General features: G+C 72.3%; 9 protein-coding genes. 2 read left to right on the top strand and 7 right to left on the bottom strand.

Going from position 1 to position 15,562, the window contains the following annotated elements; genetic code table 11:
• Window positions 1-59 precede the first annotated feature (59 nt).
• The 6 genes from AB0399_RS28415 to AB0399_RS28390 form a co-directional block, all read right to left on the bottom strand.
• On the bottom strand, window positions 60-3,047 hold the full coding sequence (locus tag AB0399_RS28415) for a glycoside hydrolase family 2 TIM barrel-domain containing protein (protein WP_366413287.1): 2,988 nt from the start codon (window positions 3,045-3,047) through the stop codon (window positions 60-62).
• Between the two features lie 53 nt (window positions 3,048-3,100).
• Window positions 3,101-5,836: an alpha-mannosidase gene (locus AB0399_RS28410; protein WP_366413286.1), complete on the bottom strand. Its 2,736-nt coding sequence runs from the start codon at window positions 5,834-5,836 to the stop codon at window positions 3,101-3,103.
• A gap of 235 nt (window positions 5,837-6,071) precedes the next feature.
• A complete protein-coding gene (locus AB0399_RS28405) occupies window positions 6,072-6,878 on the bottom strand; it encodes a carbohydrate ABC transporter permease (RefSeq protein ID WP_328473780.1) in 807 nt (268 codons plus the stop codon).
• A gap of 65 nt (window positions 6,879-6,943) precedes the next feature.
• Window positions 6,944-7,897: a sugar ABC transporter permease gene (locus AB0399_RS28400; protein WP_366413285.1), complete on the bottom strand. Its 954-nt coding sequence runs from the start codon at window positions 7,895-7,897 to the stop codon at window positions 6,944-6,946.
• A gap of 7 nt (window positions 7,898-7,904) precedes the next feature.
• Complete coding sequence (locus tag AB0399_RS28395) at window positions 7,905-9,248, bottom strand: ABC transporter substrate-binding protein (protein ID WP_329372244.1); 1,344 nt, start codon at window positions 9,246-9,248, stop codon at window positions 7,905-7,907.
• A gap of 243 nt (window positions 9,249-9,491) precedes the next feature.
• On the bottom strand, window positions 9,492-10,499 hold the full coding sequence (locus AB0399_RS28390) for a LacI family DNA-binding transcriptional regulator (RefSeq protein ID WP_329372242.1): 1,008 nt from the start codon (window positions 10,497-10,499) through the stop codon (window positions 9,492-9,494).
• A 553-nt stretch (window positions 10,500-11,052) separates the two neighbouring features.
• On the opposite strand from AB0399_RS28390, the gene AB0399_RS28385 reads away from it, so the two are divergent.
• Window positions 11,053-13,353 carry an NEW3 domain-containing protein gene (locus AB0399_RS28385; protein ID WP_366413284.1) on the top strand — a complete coding sequence of 767 codons (2,301 nt, stop codon included), beginning with the start codon at window positions 11,053-11,055 and terminating at the stop codon, window positions 13,351-13,353.
• Between the two features lie 366 nt (window positions 13,354-13,719).
• Here the strand turns inward: AB0399_RS28385 and AB0399_RS28380 are convergent, their stop codons facing one another.
• Entirely contained in the window at window positions 13,720-14,223 is a 504-nt protein-coding gene (locus AB0399_RS28380) for a MarR family transcriptional regulator (protein WP_328460806.1), read from the bottom strand.
• Between the two features lie 106 nt (window positions 14,224-14,329).
• On the opposite strand from AB0399_RS28380, the gene AB0399_RS28375 reads away from it, so the two are divergent.
• Window positions 14,330-15,544, top strand: coding sequence for a PP2C family protein-serine/threonine phosphatase (locus AB0399_RS28375; protein WP_366413283.1), 1,215 nt, complete (start codon window positions 14,330-14,332; stop codon window positions 15,542-15,544).
• Window positions 15,545-15,562 lie beyond the last annotated feature (18 nt).

The following is a 15,562-nucleotide window of genomic DNA, read 5'->3' as shown; positions in this document are numbered from 1 at the left end:
GAGTTGACGCCGTGCCGGGCGCGGGGGCGGACCGGGCGGCAGCGGGTGCCGACCACCCGTCAGACCGCCCGCAGCCGCAGCCTGAGGGTGCGGGCCTCCGGGCGCAGCGCGAACTCCGGCGCCACGTCGGGACCGCAGGCCCGCGAGCCGAGACCGTGCTGGGCGGCGTCCACGATCAGGTGGCTCGCCGTGCCGGCGGGCAGCTCGAAGGGGTGCCCGGCGCGGGCGATCTGCTGCGGGGTGTGCCGGCTCAGGGTGAAGCCGGGCCGGCGTCCGCGCGTGTCGGGCAGCGCGGTGACGACCAGTACGCCGGTGCCGCCGCTGGTCAGCGTCAACTCCCGCAGGGCGGAGCGGTGTCCGCTCTCCTGGGGGCGCGCGTACGGCACCCCCCACTCCGCGACACCCGCGGCGAACCGGCCGGTGCGGGCGGCACGCATGCTGTCCGGGTAGGACTCCAGCGGGCCGGTGCCGAACCACTCGACGCCGTCCACCGGGCGCTCCCCGTCGGGCAGTTCGAGGTGGATGCCGATCCGCGGCCAGACCGTGGACCAGCCGCGCGACGGCGTCGCCTCCACCCGCAGTTCGAGCGCGTCACCGTCCAGCGACCAGACGGACTCGACCGTCACCCACCGCCCCGAGTTCGCCGCCGAGACCCGGTCGACCGTGCGCAGCGCGCCGTCGGCGCACTCCACGGACATCCGCCGCGTGGTCAGCCGGTCGAGGCCGTCGCGGCGCCACAGCGCGGCGTGGGAGGCCCCGGCGACGTTCGCGTCGGCGTCCGGGTCGACCTCGGCGCCCTCGTCGTTGTCGGTCGGCGCCCGGAACAGCTCCAGCCGCGGGCCCGTGACGGGCCGGCCGGCCAAGCGCACCAGGGAGCCGCCGGCGAACTCGGCGACACCGAGCGCCAGGGTGCCTTCGGCGGGCCGCCAGTCGCCGCGGGCCCGCGCGGCGGGCACGGGTCGGGGTGCGGAGCGGTCCAGTTGGGCGCTCGCCACCACGTGGCCCGCATCGGCCCAGGCGGTCGCGGACGCCAGTACCGCGTCGACGGTGAACCAGGTCTCGGCGTCCGCCGCGACGGGTATCGGCGGCAGCGGCAGCACGGCCGTGCCGCCCGCCGCCACCACCGGCGCCTCCAGCACGCCGTCGGCCACCACCGCCCCGTCGTGCTCGACCCGCCAGCAAAGGCGCAGGTCGGAAGTATCGGCCGAGTGGCGCTGGTTGGCGATCTCCACCACGCCGTCGGCGAAGGTGAACCGCACCGGCTGCACGACGGCCTTGAACTCGTGCAGGCTCGGCGTCGGCACGTCGTCGCTGAGCAGCATGCCGTCCATCACGAAGTTGCCGTCGTGCACGACCTCGCCGAAGTCGCCGCCGTAGGCGAAGAAGGGCGTGCCGTCGGGGGCGGTGGCGGCGATGCCGTGGTCACGCCACTCCCACACGAAGCCGCCGTGCAGCCGCGGGTGGGTGCGGGTCAGTTCCTCGTACGCGTCGAGCCCGCCGGGTCCGTTGCCCATCGCGTGGGCGTACTCGCACAGCACGAACGGCTTGGTGCGCTGCCGGGCGCCCTGCGCGGGGGTGCAGCCGAGCAGGGGTGCGCGCGAGCCGTCGGTGCCGATCTGCTCGCTCTCGCGCACCGAGGCGTACATCCGCGAGTAGACGTCGGTGTAGTCGCCGGTGTAGTCGCCCTCGTAGTGGACCGGCCTGCCGCTGTCGCGGGCGTGCACCCACGCGGACATGGCGGCGAGGTTGTCGCCGCTGCCCGCTTCGTTGCCGAGGGACCACATGACGATGCTGGGGTGGTTCTTGTCGCGCTCGACGGTGCGCTCGACGCGGTCGAGGTACGCCTCGCGCCAGGCCGGGTCGTCACTCGGGTTTCCGGTCCAGCCCACCGCGTCGAAGCCGTGGGTCTCCAGGTCGCATTCGAGCACCACCCAGAAGCCGAGTTCGTCGGCGAGGTCGAGCAGCCGGGGGTGCGGCGGGTAGTGGCTGGTGCGGATCGCGTTCACGTTGAACCGCTTCATCCGGGCCAGGTCGGCGCGGGCGTGCTCCTCGTCGAAGACCCGGCCGCGCTCGGGGTGGGCCTCGTGGCGGTTCATGCCGTGGAAGACCACCCGGCGGCCGTTGACGAGGAAGCGGTCGCCGCGGATCTCGACCGTGCGGAAGCCCAGCCGCACGGTGACCGTCTCGGCGGCGCTGGTCACCGTCGCCTCGTACAGCCGCGGTTGCTCGGCCGTCCAGGGCTGCACCGCGCCCGCGTCCAGCGGCGCGACGTCGGCCGGGGTGGCCCAGACCTCCTCGATGCCGAGTTCGGGCACCCGCAGGGTGACCGGGAAGGCCGCCGGGTCCGCGGTGATCTCGGGGTCGATGCCGCCCCGGCCGGCCGCGAAGCCGGTCCGCAGCCAGACGTCCTCGATGCCGCCGGCCGGGCGGGCGTGCAGGGTGACGTCGCGGAAGATGCCCGGCAGCCACCACTGGTCCTGGTCCTCGACGTAGCTGGCCGCCGACCACTGGTGCACCCGCACCGCCACGACGTTGTCGCCCGGCCGCACGGCCGCGGTCACGTCGAACTCGTGGGCCAGCCGGCTGCCGCTCGCGGCGCCGACCTCCTCGCCGTTCACCCAGACCCGGAACAGCGACTCGACCCCGTCGAACCGCAGCACCACCCGCTCGGCGCCGGCCCACTCGGCCGGCACCGTGAAGCGGCGGCGGTAGTCGCCGGTCGGGTTCTCGTCCGGCACGTGGGGCGGGTCGATCGGGAACGGGAACTGCACGTTGGTGTAGTGCGGCCGCCCGTAGGCCCCGTCGCCCTGGAGCACCCAGTGGGAGGGCACCGGGATGGTGTCCCAGCCGCCGTCGTCGAAGGCGCCGGCCGCGAAGTCCGCCGCGACCCGCGCGGTCGGCGACAGCCGGAACCGCCACGGCCCGTTCAGGCTCAGGGCCGGGGCGTCGGAGTGCAGCCAGGAGCGCGCGGGGCGCAGGGCACCGTGCCCCGGCGCGGGGTCGGCCACGTACGCGGTGTCTTCGGGGGCGGTGCGAGAGGAGGACACGGGGTCACGACTCTTTCTCGTAAAGGGCTGTGCGGGGGGCTCCTTGCCGCTGCTTATCGCAGGACGACCGTGCGGATCTCCCAGCCGCTCAGGGTCAGGTCGAGGGCGCCGTCGGCCGGCTGGGCGGACAGCGGCCGGCCGAGCAGGTCGACGGTGGCCGCCTCGGTGAACGCGCCCGTCACGCGGGCCCGGGCCCCGGTGTCGCTCATGGCGGTCAGCCGGACCTCGGTGCCGGTCCCGCCGTCCGCGGCGGCGACCCGGCGGACCGCCGAGACGAGCACGTCGGGGCCGTCGACCCGGATGCCCTCGGTGTCCGGGGGCAGGGCGCCGCCCGCGGGGGCGGTGCCGCGGGCCACCAGCACGTCGTTGCGGAAGAGTTCGGCCGCGCCGACCGCGCCGGCCGCCTGCCAGCCGCCGGCCGAGGGCAGCACCGCGAGCCGGTGCGCGATCCGCAGCCCGAGGTCCTGCGCGCCCGGCGCGGGGATCTCGCTCGCCGCGGGCTCGTCGCGGTAGGGGTGGATGTTGACGCTGATCGAGCCGACCGCCCGCAGCAGGGTGACGGCGAGTTCCGTGCCGTCGCCGACGACCTCGTACTCCGCGGAGTGGTCGACCAGCACGGTGACCGGGCCGGCGGTGACGAACTGGCCGGCCGGGTAGGTCGGCAGCGGGTGCTCGCCCCAGCCGCCCTCGGCGGTGAGCCCGCGCGGGGTGACGGCGAACTGCCCGGCGGACGCGGAGCCGGCGACGGGCTCGGGCAGGGGTGCGTGGAAGCGCAGCCGGTGGTCGGCGGAGCGGTTGAGGAAGGACAGCGAGATCCGTACGAACGGCTCGCCGGCCCGCAGCTCCACCACGGTCTCGACCGGGGTCGCCACGGTCTGCGCGCTGCGCACGTCGCGGTCCTCGGTGAGGGCGGCGGGCCAGTGGTAGACCCGGGTGATCCTGGTGCGCGCCCGCAGCGGGCCGTCCTCCAGGACCTCCACGGCGACCTCGGCGGGCTCCTCGACCAGCACGTCGCCGGCCGGGGGCCCGTAGTTGTAGCTGTCGCCGCGGTCACCGCCGTCGACCAGCCGGCCCAGGCCGCGCAGCACGGTGCCGTCGGCGCCGGTGACGTCGACCGTGCCGTCGGCGCGGACCTCCACGTCGACCAGGCCGTTCGCCAGGGCGCGGCCGGCGGCGGTGGCCGGGGTGAAGCCGGAGCCGGGGGCGTACTCGGGGGCCTGCTCGGCGGGAGTGACGCGCACGCTCGCCAGGCCCGAGGCGGGCACGTGCACCGGCACCAGGGCGGTGGCGCGGGCCTCCTCCAGGGTCAGCACCTGCCACTCCCCCGGGTGCGCGGCCGCGGCCTCGGCGACCTGGCGGCGCAGGATCAGCAGGTCGAACGGGCCGGACGTCGGCACCTCGGCGAGGTGGAAGACGAGCCTGCCGGGGGTGAGTTCGTAGCTGTCGATCTGCCGGCCGAACAGCTCGCGGCGGTGGATACGGCGCAGCACCCGCTCGACCTGGGAGGCGTCCATCACCTCGTCGCTGAGCACGGTCGGCGCCTGGGAGATCAGCTGCACGGGGTGCAGCGAGCCGTCGGCGGCGGTCGCGGCCAATGCGCCGCCCTCGGCGGGCGCCGCCACGTCCACCTCGATGTGGGCGGTACGGGCGAACGGCAGCGTGTTGCCGACCAGGTGGGCGTCGCCGGGCACCGCGGCGGCGGGCTCGGCCAGGGCCGCGTCCCGTACCGCGCGTGCGGCCTGCGCCGCCTCGGCGAGCCGGGCGTCGACCTGGTCGCAGGTCTCGTCGGTGCCGGAGCCGACGACCGAGTCGTGCGCCGTGGACTCGATGATCTTGTGCCAGGCCAGCTCCAGGAACGGCGCGTCGTCGCGCCCGGACCACAGGGCGCCGGCTCGTTCGGCGTGGTCGACGGTGCGCTCGGCGGCGGCCATCCGCTGCTTGAGGCCGAGCCGGACCGAGAGCACGCCCGGCAGGATGTTGCCGCGCACATGGCTGCGCAGCTCGCCGGTGACGACGGCGGTCGGCTCGTCGCGGACATGGCCGCGGAGGTACTCGTCGAGCGTGGCCAGGGTGATCGGGCGCTCGTCGCTGGAGGCGCGCCGCAGCCACTCGGTGAGCCGCGGGTCGGGCGCGCTGTGGTCGGTGCCCGCCATGGCGAGCAGCGGGTCGCCGCCCCAGCGGCCGGCGGTCATCTCGGCGTAGTCGGCGAGCGCGCGGCGGATGTCCTCGGGCACCAGCAGCACGTCGAGGCCGTTGTCGTAGCCGTCGAAGAGGAACTCGGTCCTGACCTCGGAGCCGTCGGGGGCCTGCCAGCGGAAGGCGTGGCCGTCGACGGTCCCGGGCACGCCCCGCCACAGCGCGGCGTGCGCGAACCCGGCGCGGGCCAGGATCTGCGGCATCTGCGCCACGTGGCCGAACATGTCGGGCAGGTACCCGATCGGCATGGCGCCGCCGAGCCGCTCCGCCGCGGCCCAGCCCATCCGCAGGTTGCGCACGATGGTCTCGCCCGAGCAGAGGAACTCGTCGAGCAGGATCAGCCACGGGCCGACGGCGAGCCGGCCCTCGGCGACGAGGGCGGCGAGGCGGTCGCGGTTCTCCGGCCGCATCTCCAGGTAGTCCTCGACCGCGGCCATCTGCCCGTCGACGGTGAACCGGAACTCCGGGTGCGCGTCGGCGGTGTCCAGCACGGTGTCGAGTGCGGTCACCAGGCGGTGCCGGAAGACCTGGAAGGGCTCGTACCACTCCCGGTCCCAGTGGAAGTGCGGGACGAAGACGGCGGATTGGGGCATGGGTCGGCGACCTTCTGTGGGCGGGCCCGGGCGAGGCGGGCGGACACGGGAGGGTGGTGGTGCCCGCGGGCGGGCGCGGTGGGCGAACGATGGTGCTGCGGTGGCGGTGCCGCGGTGCCGCGGCAGGGGTGGTGCTACGGCGGTGCTGGGTGAGGCAGCGCTGGGTGAGGCGGTGCTGCGTGAGGTGGTGCTGCGGGCGGGCCGGTCGGGATCGGTGAACCGGCCCGCCCGCAGGTCATTTCAGCGATCCGGCGGCGAGCCCGGTGCGCCAGAACCGCTGGAGCAGGATGAAGACGATGATCACGGGCACGATCGAGACCAGCGAGCCGGTGATCACCGACTCCTGGAGCAGGGGCGCCCGGGCGGTCTGCCCGTTCCACTCGAACAGGCCGAGCGTGACCGGGAAGAGCGACTCCTTCTGGAGCATCACCATCGGCAGGAAGAAGTTGTTCCAGATGGCGACGAACTGGAAGAGGAAGATCGTCACCAGCGAGGGCGCCATCAGCCGGGAGGCCACCGAGAAGAAGGTGCGGAACTCGCCCGCGCCGTCCAGCCGGGCCGACTCCAGCAACTCCTCCGGCACCGCCGCGGAGGCGAAGATCCGGGCCAGGTAGACGCCGAAGGGGCTGACGATGCTCGGCAGGAACACCGCCCAGTAGGTGTTGACCATCCCCGTCGAGGAGAAGAGCAGGAACAGCGGCAGGGCGAGCGCGGTGGTGGGCACCAGGACCCCGCCGAGCACGACGGAGAAGAGGAACTCCTTGCCGCGGAACTGGAACTTCGCGAGCGCGTAGCCGCACAGCGCGGAGATCAGGGTGCCGACGCCCGCGCCGACCACCGCGTAGATCACGCTGTTGAGCGCCCACTTCAGGAAGATGCCGTCGCTGCGGCTGAACAGCGTGTGCAGGTTGCTGAAGAGGTTGAAGTGCGAGAACGCCAGGCCGTTGGTGGAGGCGAGGTCGCCCTGGGGCTTGGTGGCCGCGACGATCAGGAAGTAGACCGGCAGCAGGAAGTAGATGGTCAGCAGGAGCATCAGCGCCATGACCGCCGTGCGGCTGGCGAGGCTCTCTCGGGAGGCGGCGGACCGGCGGCCCTGGTGAAGATTGCTCACAGTCCGGCCTTCTTCGAGGTCAGTCGCATGAACCCGAAGCTCAACACGAAGGTGATGACGGCGATGACCACGGAGATCGCCGCTGCCTGCTGGTAGTTGTTCCCGGAGGCCACCGCGTAGGCGAGCATGTTCGGGGTGAACGTGCTGGAGATGTTCGAGGAGATCTGCCGCAGCACGGCCGGCTCCGCGTAGAGCTGGAGCGTGCCGATGATCGAGAACACCGTGGTCAGCACGATCGAGGGCGCGATGATCGGGACCTTGATCCGCCAGGCGATGGTCCAGTTGTTCGCGCCGTCGAGCTTCGCGGCCTCGTAGGTCTCCTGCGGGATGGCCTGGAGCGCGGAGAACATGATCAGCATGTTGTAGCCGGTCCACAGCCAGGTGGAGACGTTCGCCGTGGACCACAGCACCGCGCCCGGCCCGAGGAAGTCCGGGTGCAGCCCGAGGTGGCCGAGCAGGTCGACCACCGGGCTGAGCTGCGGCGAGTACAGGTACGACCACATGATCGCGGCGATCACGCCGGGCACGGCGTAGGGCATGAACGCCGAGATCCGGAAGAACGCCTTGACCTTCAGCAGCGGGGTGTCCAGCAGCAGCGCCATGATCAGCGCGACGAACAGCATGACCGGCACCTGCACGATGCCGAAGAGCCCTATGCGCCCGATGCTGGACCAGAACTCGGTGTTGTGCAGCACCTGCGCGTACTGGTGGAAGCCGCCGAAGGTGGTGTACGACGTGCCGTACTGGCCGCCGCTCCGGCGCACCACCCGGAAGCTCTGCCAGAGGGCGTAGCCCACCGGCACCAGGTAGAAGAGCACGAACGGGAGGAAGAACGGCGTCAGGAAGGCGGCGATGGTGCCCGCCCGCGGGCCGCCGCCGGAGCGACGGCGGCGGCGGGGGGCATCGGGCGCCGCTACCACGCGCCGTGCGCGGGTTTCGGTGTCAGTCATGCTGGGGTCACTTGCCGGACTCGGCCGGGATGGCCAGGTCCTTCATCGAGCTGAGCGCCTTGGCCTGGGCGGTGGACAGCGCACCGCTGAGGGTGCCCTTGCCGGCGGCGGCCTTGGCCATCGCGTCCTGCAGGCTCAGGTTCACGGTCTTCTGCGTCGGGCCCCACGAGAAGTCGGTGTCGATGTTCTTGGACGACTCGGCGAAGACGTCGAAGATCTTCTCGTTGTTGTAGTAGGGCACGCCCTGGGACAGCGACGGCATCTTCAGGCCGGCGGTGGCCGCCGGGTAGAGGCCGCCGAGCTTGTTCTCCAGCGCCAGCGCCTGCGGGTCGGTGTTGAGCCAGGTGTTGAACTTCACCGACTCGTACAGGTGCGTGCTGCCCTTCATGAACGCGACGGTGGAGCCGCCCCAGTCGCCGGACGAGGCGTTGGTGCCCCACGTCGGCATCGGGACGATCGACCACTTGCCGGCCTGCTTGGGCAGGTTGTCGCGGAACATGCTGTAGCCCCAGGCGGCGCCGACGTAGCTGGCGATCTGGTCCTTCTGGTAGGCCGCGTACATCTGGGTCGAGCCGTTGGCGAGGTCGGTGCGGACCTCCTTGGCGTCGATCAGCTTCTGCCAGTAGTCGGCGACCTGCTTGCTCTTCGCCGAGTCGACGCTGACCTGCCACTTGTTGTCGCTGTAGGAGTACATCTTGGCGCTGTTCTGCCACAGCAGGCCGTTGAACCACTCGGCGTTGTTGGGGTCGAAGAACGTCATGCTGATGTTCTTGTCGGCGGCGTGCAGCTTCTGCGCGTCGGCCGCGTACTCGTCCCAGGTGGTAGGGACCGGCAGGTGGTACTTGGTGAACAGGTCGGAGCGCACGTAGAGCGCCATCGGGCCGGTGTCCTGCGGGAGGGCGAAGACGCCGGTGCCCCCGAAGCTGGTCTGCGACCAGGTCCACGGCACGAACTTCGACTTGTCGGCGGTGGCGGTGCCGCACTTGGAGGCGTCGACGAAGGCGTTCTGGGTGCGCAGGTTCGGCAGCTCGTCATAGCCGACCTGGGCGAGGTCGGGGGCGTTGCCCGCCTTCAGGGAGTTGCTGATCGTGCCGTACTGGTCGTTCGAGATGTCCTTCGTCTGGACCTGGATGTCCGGGTTCTGCTTGTTCCACAGAGCGACGACCTTGTCCATGCCCGGAACGGTGTTCCAGTACTGGAGGGTGACCTTGCCCTTCGCGGGTGCGCAGGCCGAGGCGGCCGACGAGCCGCCCGAGTGGCTGGACGACGAGCAGCCGGCGAGCGCGGCGATGCTTGCCACCGCGGTGACGGCGGCGGCGGCAAGGCGGACGCGCGAGGCGGTGTTTCTCATGGTTTCCTTCCAGGGTGTCCAGCTCCAGTGCTGGACAGGTCGACGTTGACACCTCAAGGCAGGCTTGCCTTCTGGTTGGAATGCTCAGGTCGGCGGGGCCGGGGCGGCGGCTTCGCCGAGCGATCGGACGGGCTGTTCCGTGAACGTTCCCGGGAGCGTTCACGGGACTGGTGAATTGCCGGAAGTCTGCGCTTCGTTCATGTCGAATGTCAAGACATACGGGTCAATCCCAAGTCGTTCAGGTTACGCGGAGCCGCTCAGCCGCAGCTCGGCCCGGACCACCAGGTCCTCGGGCGGCAGCGGATCTGCGCCGGTCAGACGCCTTCTGACCTGCTCGACGGCGAGCGCTCCCAGCCGGCGCGTGTCGAGCGCCACGCTGGACAGCGGGGGCTCCATCAGCGCGCCGAACTGCAACCCGTCGAAGCCGATCACGGCCAGTTCGCCCGGCACGTCGAGGCCGAGCCGGCGCGCCTCGCGCAGCGCCCCGACGGCGACGATGTCGTTGAACGTGAAGACCGCGGTGATCTCCGGATGGGCGGCGAGCAGGTCCCGCAGGCCCGCCCCGCCGCCGTCGGCCGACTGGGCGGCGCCGGCCACCCGGCCCGGGTCGACGCCGTGCGCCAGCGCGGCGGCGGTGAACCAGGCGCGGCGCAGGCTCGGTTCGGCGCGGCCGATGTGGTCGAGCATGCCGATCCGGGTGTGGCCCTGGGCGACCAGGTGCGCGATCGCGGCGTGCACGCCTTCCTCGCCGTCGATCCGGATGCAGCTGAACCGCTCGGTCGGGCGGTCGCGGTCGATCAGCACCATGGGCATGCCGCGGGTGTACCGGTCGAGCTCGTCCTCGGTGCAGCTGAAGTAGCCGACCACCCCGTCCACCTGCGAGCCGATCACCTGGAGGGTGCCGATCTCCTCCTCGCGGCGGTCGGCGGTGTCGTATACGACCACGTGCCAGCCGCAGGCGCGGGCGGCCTCCAGTGCGGAGGCGGCGACCTCGGTGAAGAACGGGTTGCGCAGGTCCGGGATGACCAGCCCGATCGTGGTGGTGTCCTGCCGGACCAGGCCCCGGGCGAACCGGCTCGGCCGGTAGCCGAGCTCGCGGGCGGCGTCGAGCACCCGCTGCTTGGTGGAGCGGTCGATCTCGTCCTTGCCGTTCAGCGCGCGTGACACCGTCTGCCGGGAGACCCCTGCTGATCGGGCCACGTCATGGATCGTGACCCTCCGCGCCGGCTCCTGCCCCGACGACGACACCATCGCGCACCTCCGCTGCTCACGGGCCCGACGGGCCCGCACACCGAGTATGCCTTGCCGAGTTCCCGCCGGAGGCCGATCAGGTGCCCCGCGGGGGCCGGGCGGGCGGGCCCGGCGCACCCCGTCCTCGGCCGGCCGCGAAGTTCCCCGCGCCCCCGTAGGGCGCCCTCCTGCCGGGCAGGGTGCCGTCTCACGGGGTGCGACGTGAGCCTTGACACAGTGGGCGCCCATGGTGCTATCTGTTGCTGAACGTTTGATCGTGTGCGCTCAAACCCGGTCAACACGGGGATCTTTGAGCGTTTGTGGTGCGATCGGGCGTCGTACGGCGACGGGTGGCCGAGTGTGCTCTGGCTGGTCCGCCGGCCCTTCTCCGGGACGGGGAGAAGAGCGCGGTGTGCCGCGTCACACGCCCCCGCAGCCTTCTCCGTACCCGGACCCTGCCCGACCCATGGCGCCGGCCGCTCCCAGGCCGACGGCCCGGGGTCGCGCGGACAGGGCCCGGGCCATCACCCACCCCTCTCGCGCTGTCAGGGCGCTGCGACGGAGGAAGTCCCCCATGAGGAAACCGATCAGAGGCGCGCTGGCCGCGTTCGCCGGAGCGCTGCTGCTCGCCGCCGGCACCACCGCGGCCGGCGGACCGGCCGCACAGGCCGCGAGCCCGGGCTCGGCCCCGGCCACCGCTCCCGCCGCGGCCGGCACCGCGGCGGCGAAACCCGTACTCGGCTGGAGCAGTTGGAGCTTCGTACGGAAGAACCCGACCGCGAGCACCATCGAGGCACAGGCCAGGGCGCTCAAGGACACCGGCCTGGCGAAGGACGGCTACGTCTACGTCAACATGGACGACTTCTGGCAGCAGTGCCCGGGCAGCCAGGGCCCCGACGTCGACGCGTACGGCCGCTGGGTCACCGACCCGGCGAAGTTCCCGCCGCGCGGCGACGAGAACGGCATCCAGGTCGTCGCCGACTACGTCCACTCGCTCGGCCTGAAGTTCGGGCTCTACGTCACCCCGGGCATCTCGAAGCAGGCCGTCGCGCGGAACACCGCGATCGAGGGCACCGGCTACCACGCGGACGACATCGCCACCACCGCCGCCGAGAACAACTACAACTGCGGCGGCATGGTCGGCATCGACTACACCAAGCCGGGCGCGCAGGCGTTCACCGACTCCTGGGCCGACCAGTTCGCCGGGTGGGGCATCGACTACCTGAAGATCGACGGGGTCGGCACCCCGGACATCGCGGACGTCCGCGCCTGGTCGCAGGCGCTGAAGCAGACCGGGCGGCCCATCCACCTGGAGCTGTCCAACAGCCTGGACATCACCAACACGGCCGCCTGGCAGCAGTTGTCGGACGGCTGGCGGACCGGCGGCGACATCGAGTGCTACTGCGGCCCGAACGGCAGCAGCTACCCGCTGACCACCTGGCCCTCGCTCGCCTCCCGCTTCGACCAGGTCGCGGACTGGGCACCGTACGGCGGCCCCGGCGGCTACAACGACTACGACTCGCTGGAGATCGGCAACGGCGCGAACGACGGGCTGACCCCGGACGAGCGGCGTACCCAGATGAGCCTGTGGTCGCTGGCCGCCTCACCGCTGATGCTCGGCAGCGACCTGACCCACCTCGACCCGACCGACCTGGCCATGCTGAAGAACACCGACGTCCTCGCGGTCGACCAGGACGGCATCGACGCGCGGCGGATCTCGGACGGCGCCGACAGCCAGGTGTTCGCCAAGAACGAGCCGAACCGCGACGCGATCGTCGGCCTGTTCAACACCGGCTCCACACCGCGCGAGGTCGCCACCACCGCGAAGGCGCTCGGGCTGCCCGGCGCCCGCGACTACGCCCTCACCGACCTGTGGGGCCACCGCACCACCGAGTCGGCCGGCCGGATCGCGGCGGACGTGCCGCCGCACGGCGTGGAGCTGTTCCGGGTCCACCCGACCCGGCACGTCCCGGGGTCCGCCGCCCCGTCGGTGACGCTGGCGCTCGACTGGGCGCCGGCCGCGAGCGACAGCACCACCCGTACGGTCACCGCGGCCCTGTCCGACAACGGCTCGCGCCCCGTCACGGACGCCGCGCTGGAGCTGACCGGGCCGGATGGCGCGACGATCACCACGCACTCGCCCACCAAGGCCCGTGTCCTGGGCGCCGGGCACGCGCTGCGGGCCACGTACACCGTCACGCTCAAGCCGTCGGACGAGTTGTTCGCGGCGAGCGCGTTCCAGGCGACGGCCTCCTACCGCGACCGTTCCGGCACCGCGCACCCGGCGGTCGGGGACACCGTGACCGTCAACCACCCGGTGGCGGCGCCCTACCGGACCTTCGCCTCCACCACGGCGTCCTTCAGCCAGTCCGGCAGCCGGCTCGGCATCAGCGCCCAGGGCGCCGACCTGTACAACGGCACCAACGAGTACGGCACGATCTACCTGCCGGGCGCCGAGCACGACGGCTCCACGACCACCGTGAAGATCGACGCCCAGGCGGACACCGACGTGTGGGCCAAGGCCGGGATCATGGTGCGCAACGACATCACGCAGTCCGACACCTCACCGGGCTACGTGGCGCTGGTCGCCACCCCGGGCAACGGCTACCTGCTCGACTGGGACTCCGACGGCGACGGCAAGCTCGACTCCCAGGACTCGGTGGGCACCGCGGTCTACCCCTCGTGGCTGAAGCTCGTCCGCGACGGCACCACCTACAGCGGCTACTACTCCACCGACGGCAGCACCTGGCACCTGGTCGGCACCATCAGCGTGCCGACCGCCGCCGCGACCCAGGACGTCGGCCTGACCGCGACCTCGCACGCCGCGGGCACGACGGGCGAGGTCGACTTCGACGACTTCACCACCACGCCCTGACCCGCCCCTGACCCTCCGGGTCCCTCTCCAGGTCTCCATCCGGCGGCCGGCAGCCTCCGCCCAGGCTGCCGGCCGCCGGCCGTCTGCGACCCCCGCGCCGCCACCCCCGACGATCACCGATGTCGATCTTTGCGCGCGTACAACATTTGCCATTTGACAACCATGTCTTGCGAGAACACCCTGGCGTGGTGCGGCGCGCACCGCCGTTCGGCTCGGCGCGCGCTCGTACAGGCGTGGCATCTTTCGGTATCCGGGTAGACGACGGTATGCAGCACGGAAGGCAGGTGACAAGTGGCGCTTCGACCCGTGGCCCGACCGGCCGCCCCGACGCGGGCGGAGGGCGCTCGGCGCCGCCTGCGACTCGGCCTACGCGGACTCGACGGACCCGGTCTCCGGAGGGGTGTCCTCGCGCGGGGCGAGGTCGGCCATCGCGGAACGGAAACCGCTCAGGCCCTCCACCAGCGCGACCCGTTCGGCCGGCGGCATGGCGGAGATGATGTGCAGCAAGGACGTCTCGCGGCGGGCCCTGAGCTCGGCGAGGTAGCTCTCCCCGCGCACCGACAGGCGCAGTTCGAGCTCGCGGCGGCTGGCGGAGCTGAGCGAGCGCTCGATGAAGCCCAGCGCGTGCAGCCGGTCGCACATCCGGCTGACCGACGACGGCGCGGAGCCCAGCAGCTCGCCGAGGGTGCGCAGATTGATCCCCCGGTCGCGGTCCAGCACATAGAGCACCTTGAGCTGCGACCAGGAGACCGGTGCGGTCGAGGTCATGTCCCGGTCCTGGGTCCAGAGCACCTCGAGTAGCTCGATCACCTCGCGGGCGGCTTGAGCGGCGGCGTCCCGGTCCCGACTGGAGGAGATCCCGGAGCGCATGCCCTCAACTGTGGCACTTCCCAACTGCCTTGTCAGTCGCCGAGGCATAAAGCGTCTTTCCCCTCCTTTTTGGCTTCCATACTCTCGAACAGGTGGTAATCGACCGGTGGACAGATTCACGGCTGCGGAACGCGAGCTGCGCGGCGCCGCACCCCATGCTCTCCTCGCGGCGGCCAGGGGCGCGCTCATCACGCACTACGCGGCCGTCGACGTCGACCTGCTCATGGCCGACTACGCTCTGACCATACTGCAACCCGTGGACGGGGCCCCTGATACGGCGGAGCCCGCGCCGATCCACTCCAGCGCCGCCGGACGGGCCTTCGGCGCCCAGCGCGTGCACACCGAGACCGATCCGCGCACCGGCGAGCTCACCGCCCACCTGCCGATCAGCGTGCGCGGCGACCGGATCGGGGTGCTGTCGGCACGGTTCGCCGAGGGCGGGTACGACCCGGCCGCGGAGCCGGAACTGGCTGAGCTGGCCGAGGTGTTGGGGCACGAGATCGTGGTCGCCGAGCGGGACACCGACCTCTACCTGCAAGCCCGCCGCGCCGACCGGCTCACCCTCGCCGCCGAGATGCAGTGGGAGCTGCTGCCGGCCCGCTCCTGCTCCCGCCCGGAATACGACATCGGCGGCGGCCTGGAGCCCGCGTACGCCATCCACGGCGACAACTTCGACTGGTCCGCGTCCGCCGGGCACCTGACCCTCACGGTCACCAACGGCATGGGCGAGGGCGTGGAGGCGGCGCTGCTCACCAGCCTCGCGGTGCACGCGCTGCGCAACGGCCGGCGCGCGGACCTGTCACTGGCCGACCAGGCGTTCCTCGGGGACCAGGCGGTCTACGGCCACTACCGCGGCCGGGTGCACCTCGCGGCGCTCCTGATGCGGTTCGAACTGGCCACCGGCGACGTCGAGGTCATCGACGCCGGCTCGCCCAAGGTGTGGCGGCTGCGCGGCGGCAAGGTCGAGCCGGTCGAACTCGAACCGCAGCTGCCGCTGGGCATGTTCGAGGACACCCTCTACACCACCCAGCACCTCCACCTGGAGAGCGGGGACCGGCTGCTGTTCGTCAGCGACGGCGTGTACGACGCGGTGTCCCCCGGCGGCGAGCGCTACAGCGAGCGCGCGCTGGCCCGGGCGATCACCAGCACCCGCCTCCTCCCCCCGGCCCAGGTGCCCCGCGCGGTGCTGCGCGAACTCACCACCCACCGCGGCTCGCCCGAGCCCGACGACGACGCGATGGTCGTCTGCCTCGACTGGCACGGCCGCGACACCGCCCCGCCCCCGGCCCCGGCTCCGGACCCGGCCCCCGACCAGCTCTGACGGTGCCCGGCCGGGCGT

Source organism: Streptomyces sp. NPDC088194 (assembly GCF_040702025.1).
Taxonomy (GTDB): domain Bacteria; phylum Actinomycetota; class Actinomycetes; order Streptomycetales; family Streptomycetaceae; genus Actinacidiphila.
Note: the sequence above shows the minus strand (reverse complement) of the source record. Positions and strands in the feature narration are given on the sequence as shown.

Excerpts from the sequence above, each read along its gene's own strand:
- AB0399_RS28385 (WP_366413284.1), top strand. The coding sequence starts at position 11,053 with ATGAGGAAACCGATCAGAGGCGCGCTGGCCGCGTTCGCCGGAGCGCTG.
- AB0399_RS28380 (WP_328460806.1), bottom strand. The coding sequence starts at position 14,223 with ATGCGCTCCGGGATCTCCTCCAGTCGGGACCGGGACGCCGCCGCTCAA.
- AB0399_RS28400 (WP_366413285.1), bottom strand. The coding sequence starts at position 7,897 with ATGACTGACACCGAAACCCGCGCACGGCGCGTGGTAGCGGCGCCCGAT.
- AB0399_RS28395 (WP_329372244.1), bottom strand. The coding sequence starts at position 9,248 with ATGAGAAACACCGCCTCGCGCGTCCGCCTTGCCGCCGCCGCCGTCACC.
- AB0399_RS28410 (WP_366413286.1), bottom strand. The coding sequence starts at position 5,836 with ATGCCCCAATCCGCCGTCTTCGTCCCGCACTTCCACTGGGACCGGGAG.
- AB0399_RS28390 (WP_329372242.1), bottom strand. The coding sequence starts at position 10,499 with ATGGTGTCGTCGTCGGGGCAGGAGCCGGCGCGGAGGGTCACGATCCAT.
- AB0399_RS28405 (WP_328473780.1), bottom strand. The coding sequence starts at position 6,878 with ATGGCGCTGATGCTCCTGCTGACCATCTACTTCCTGCTGCCGGTCTAC.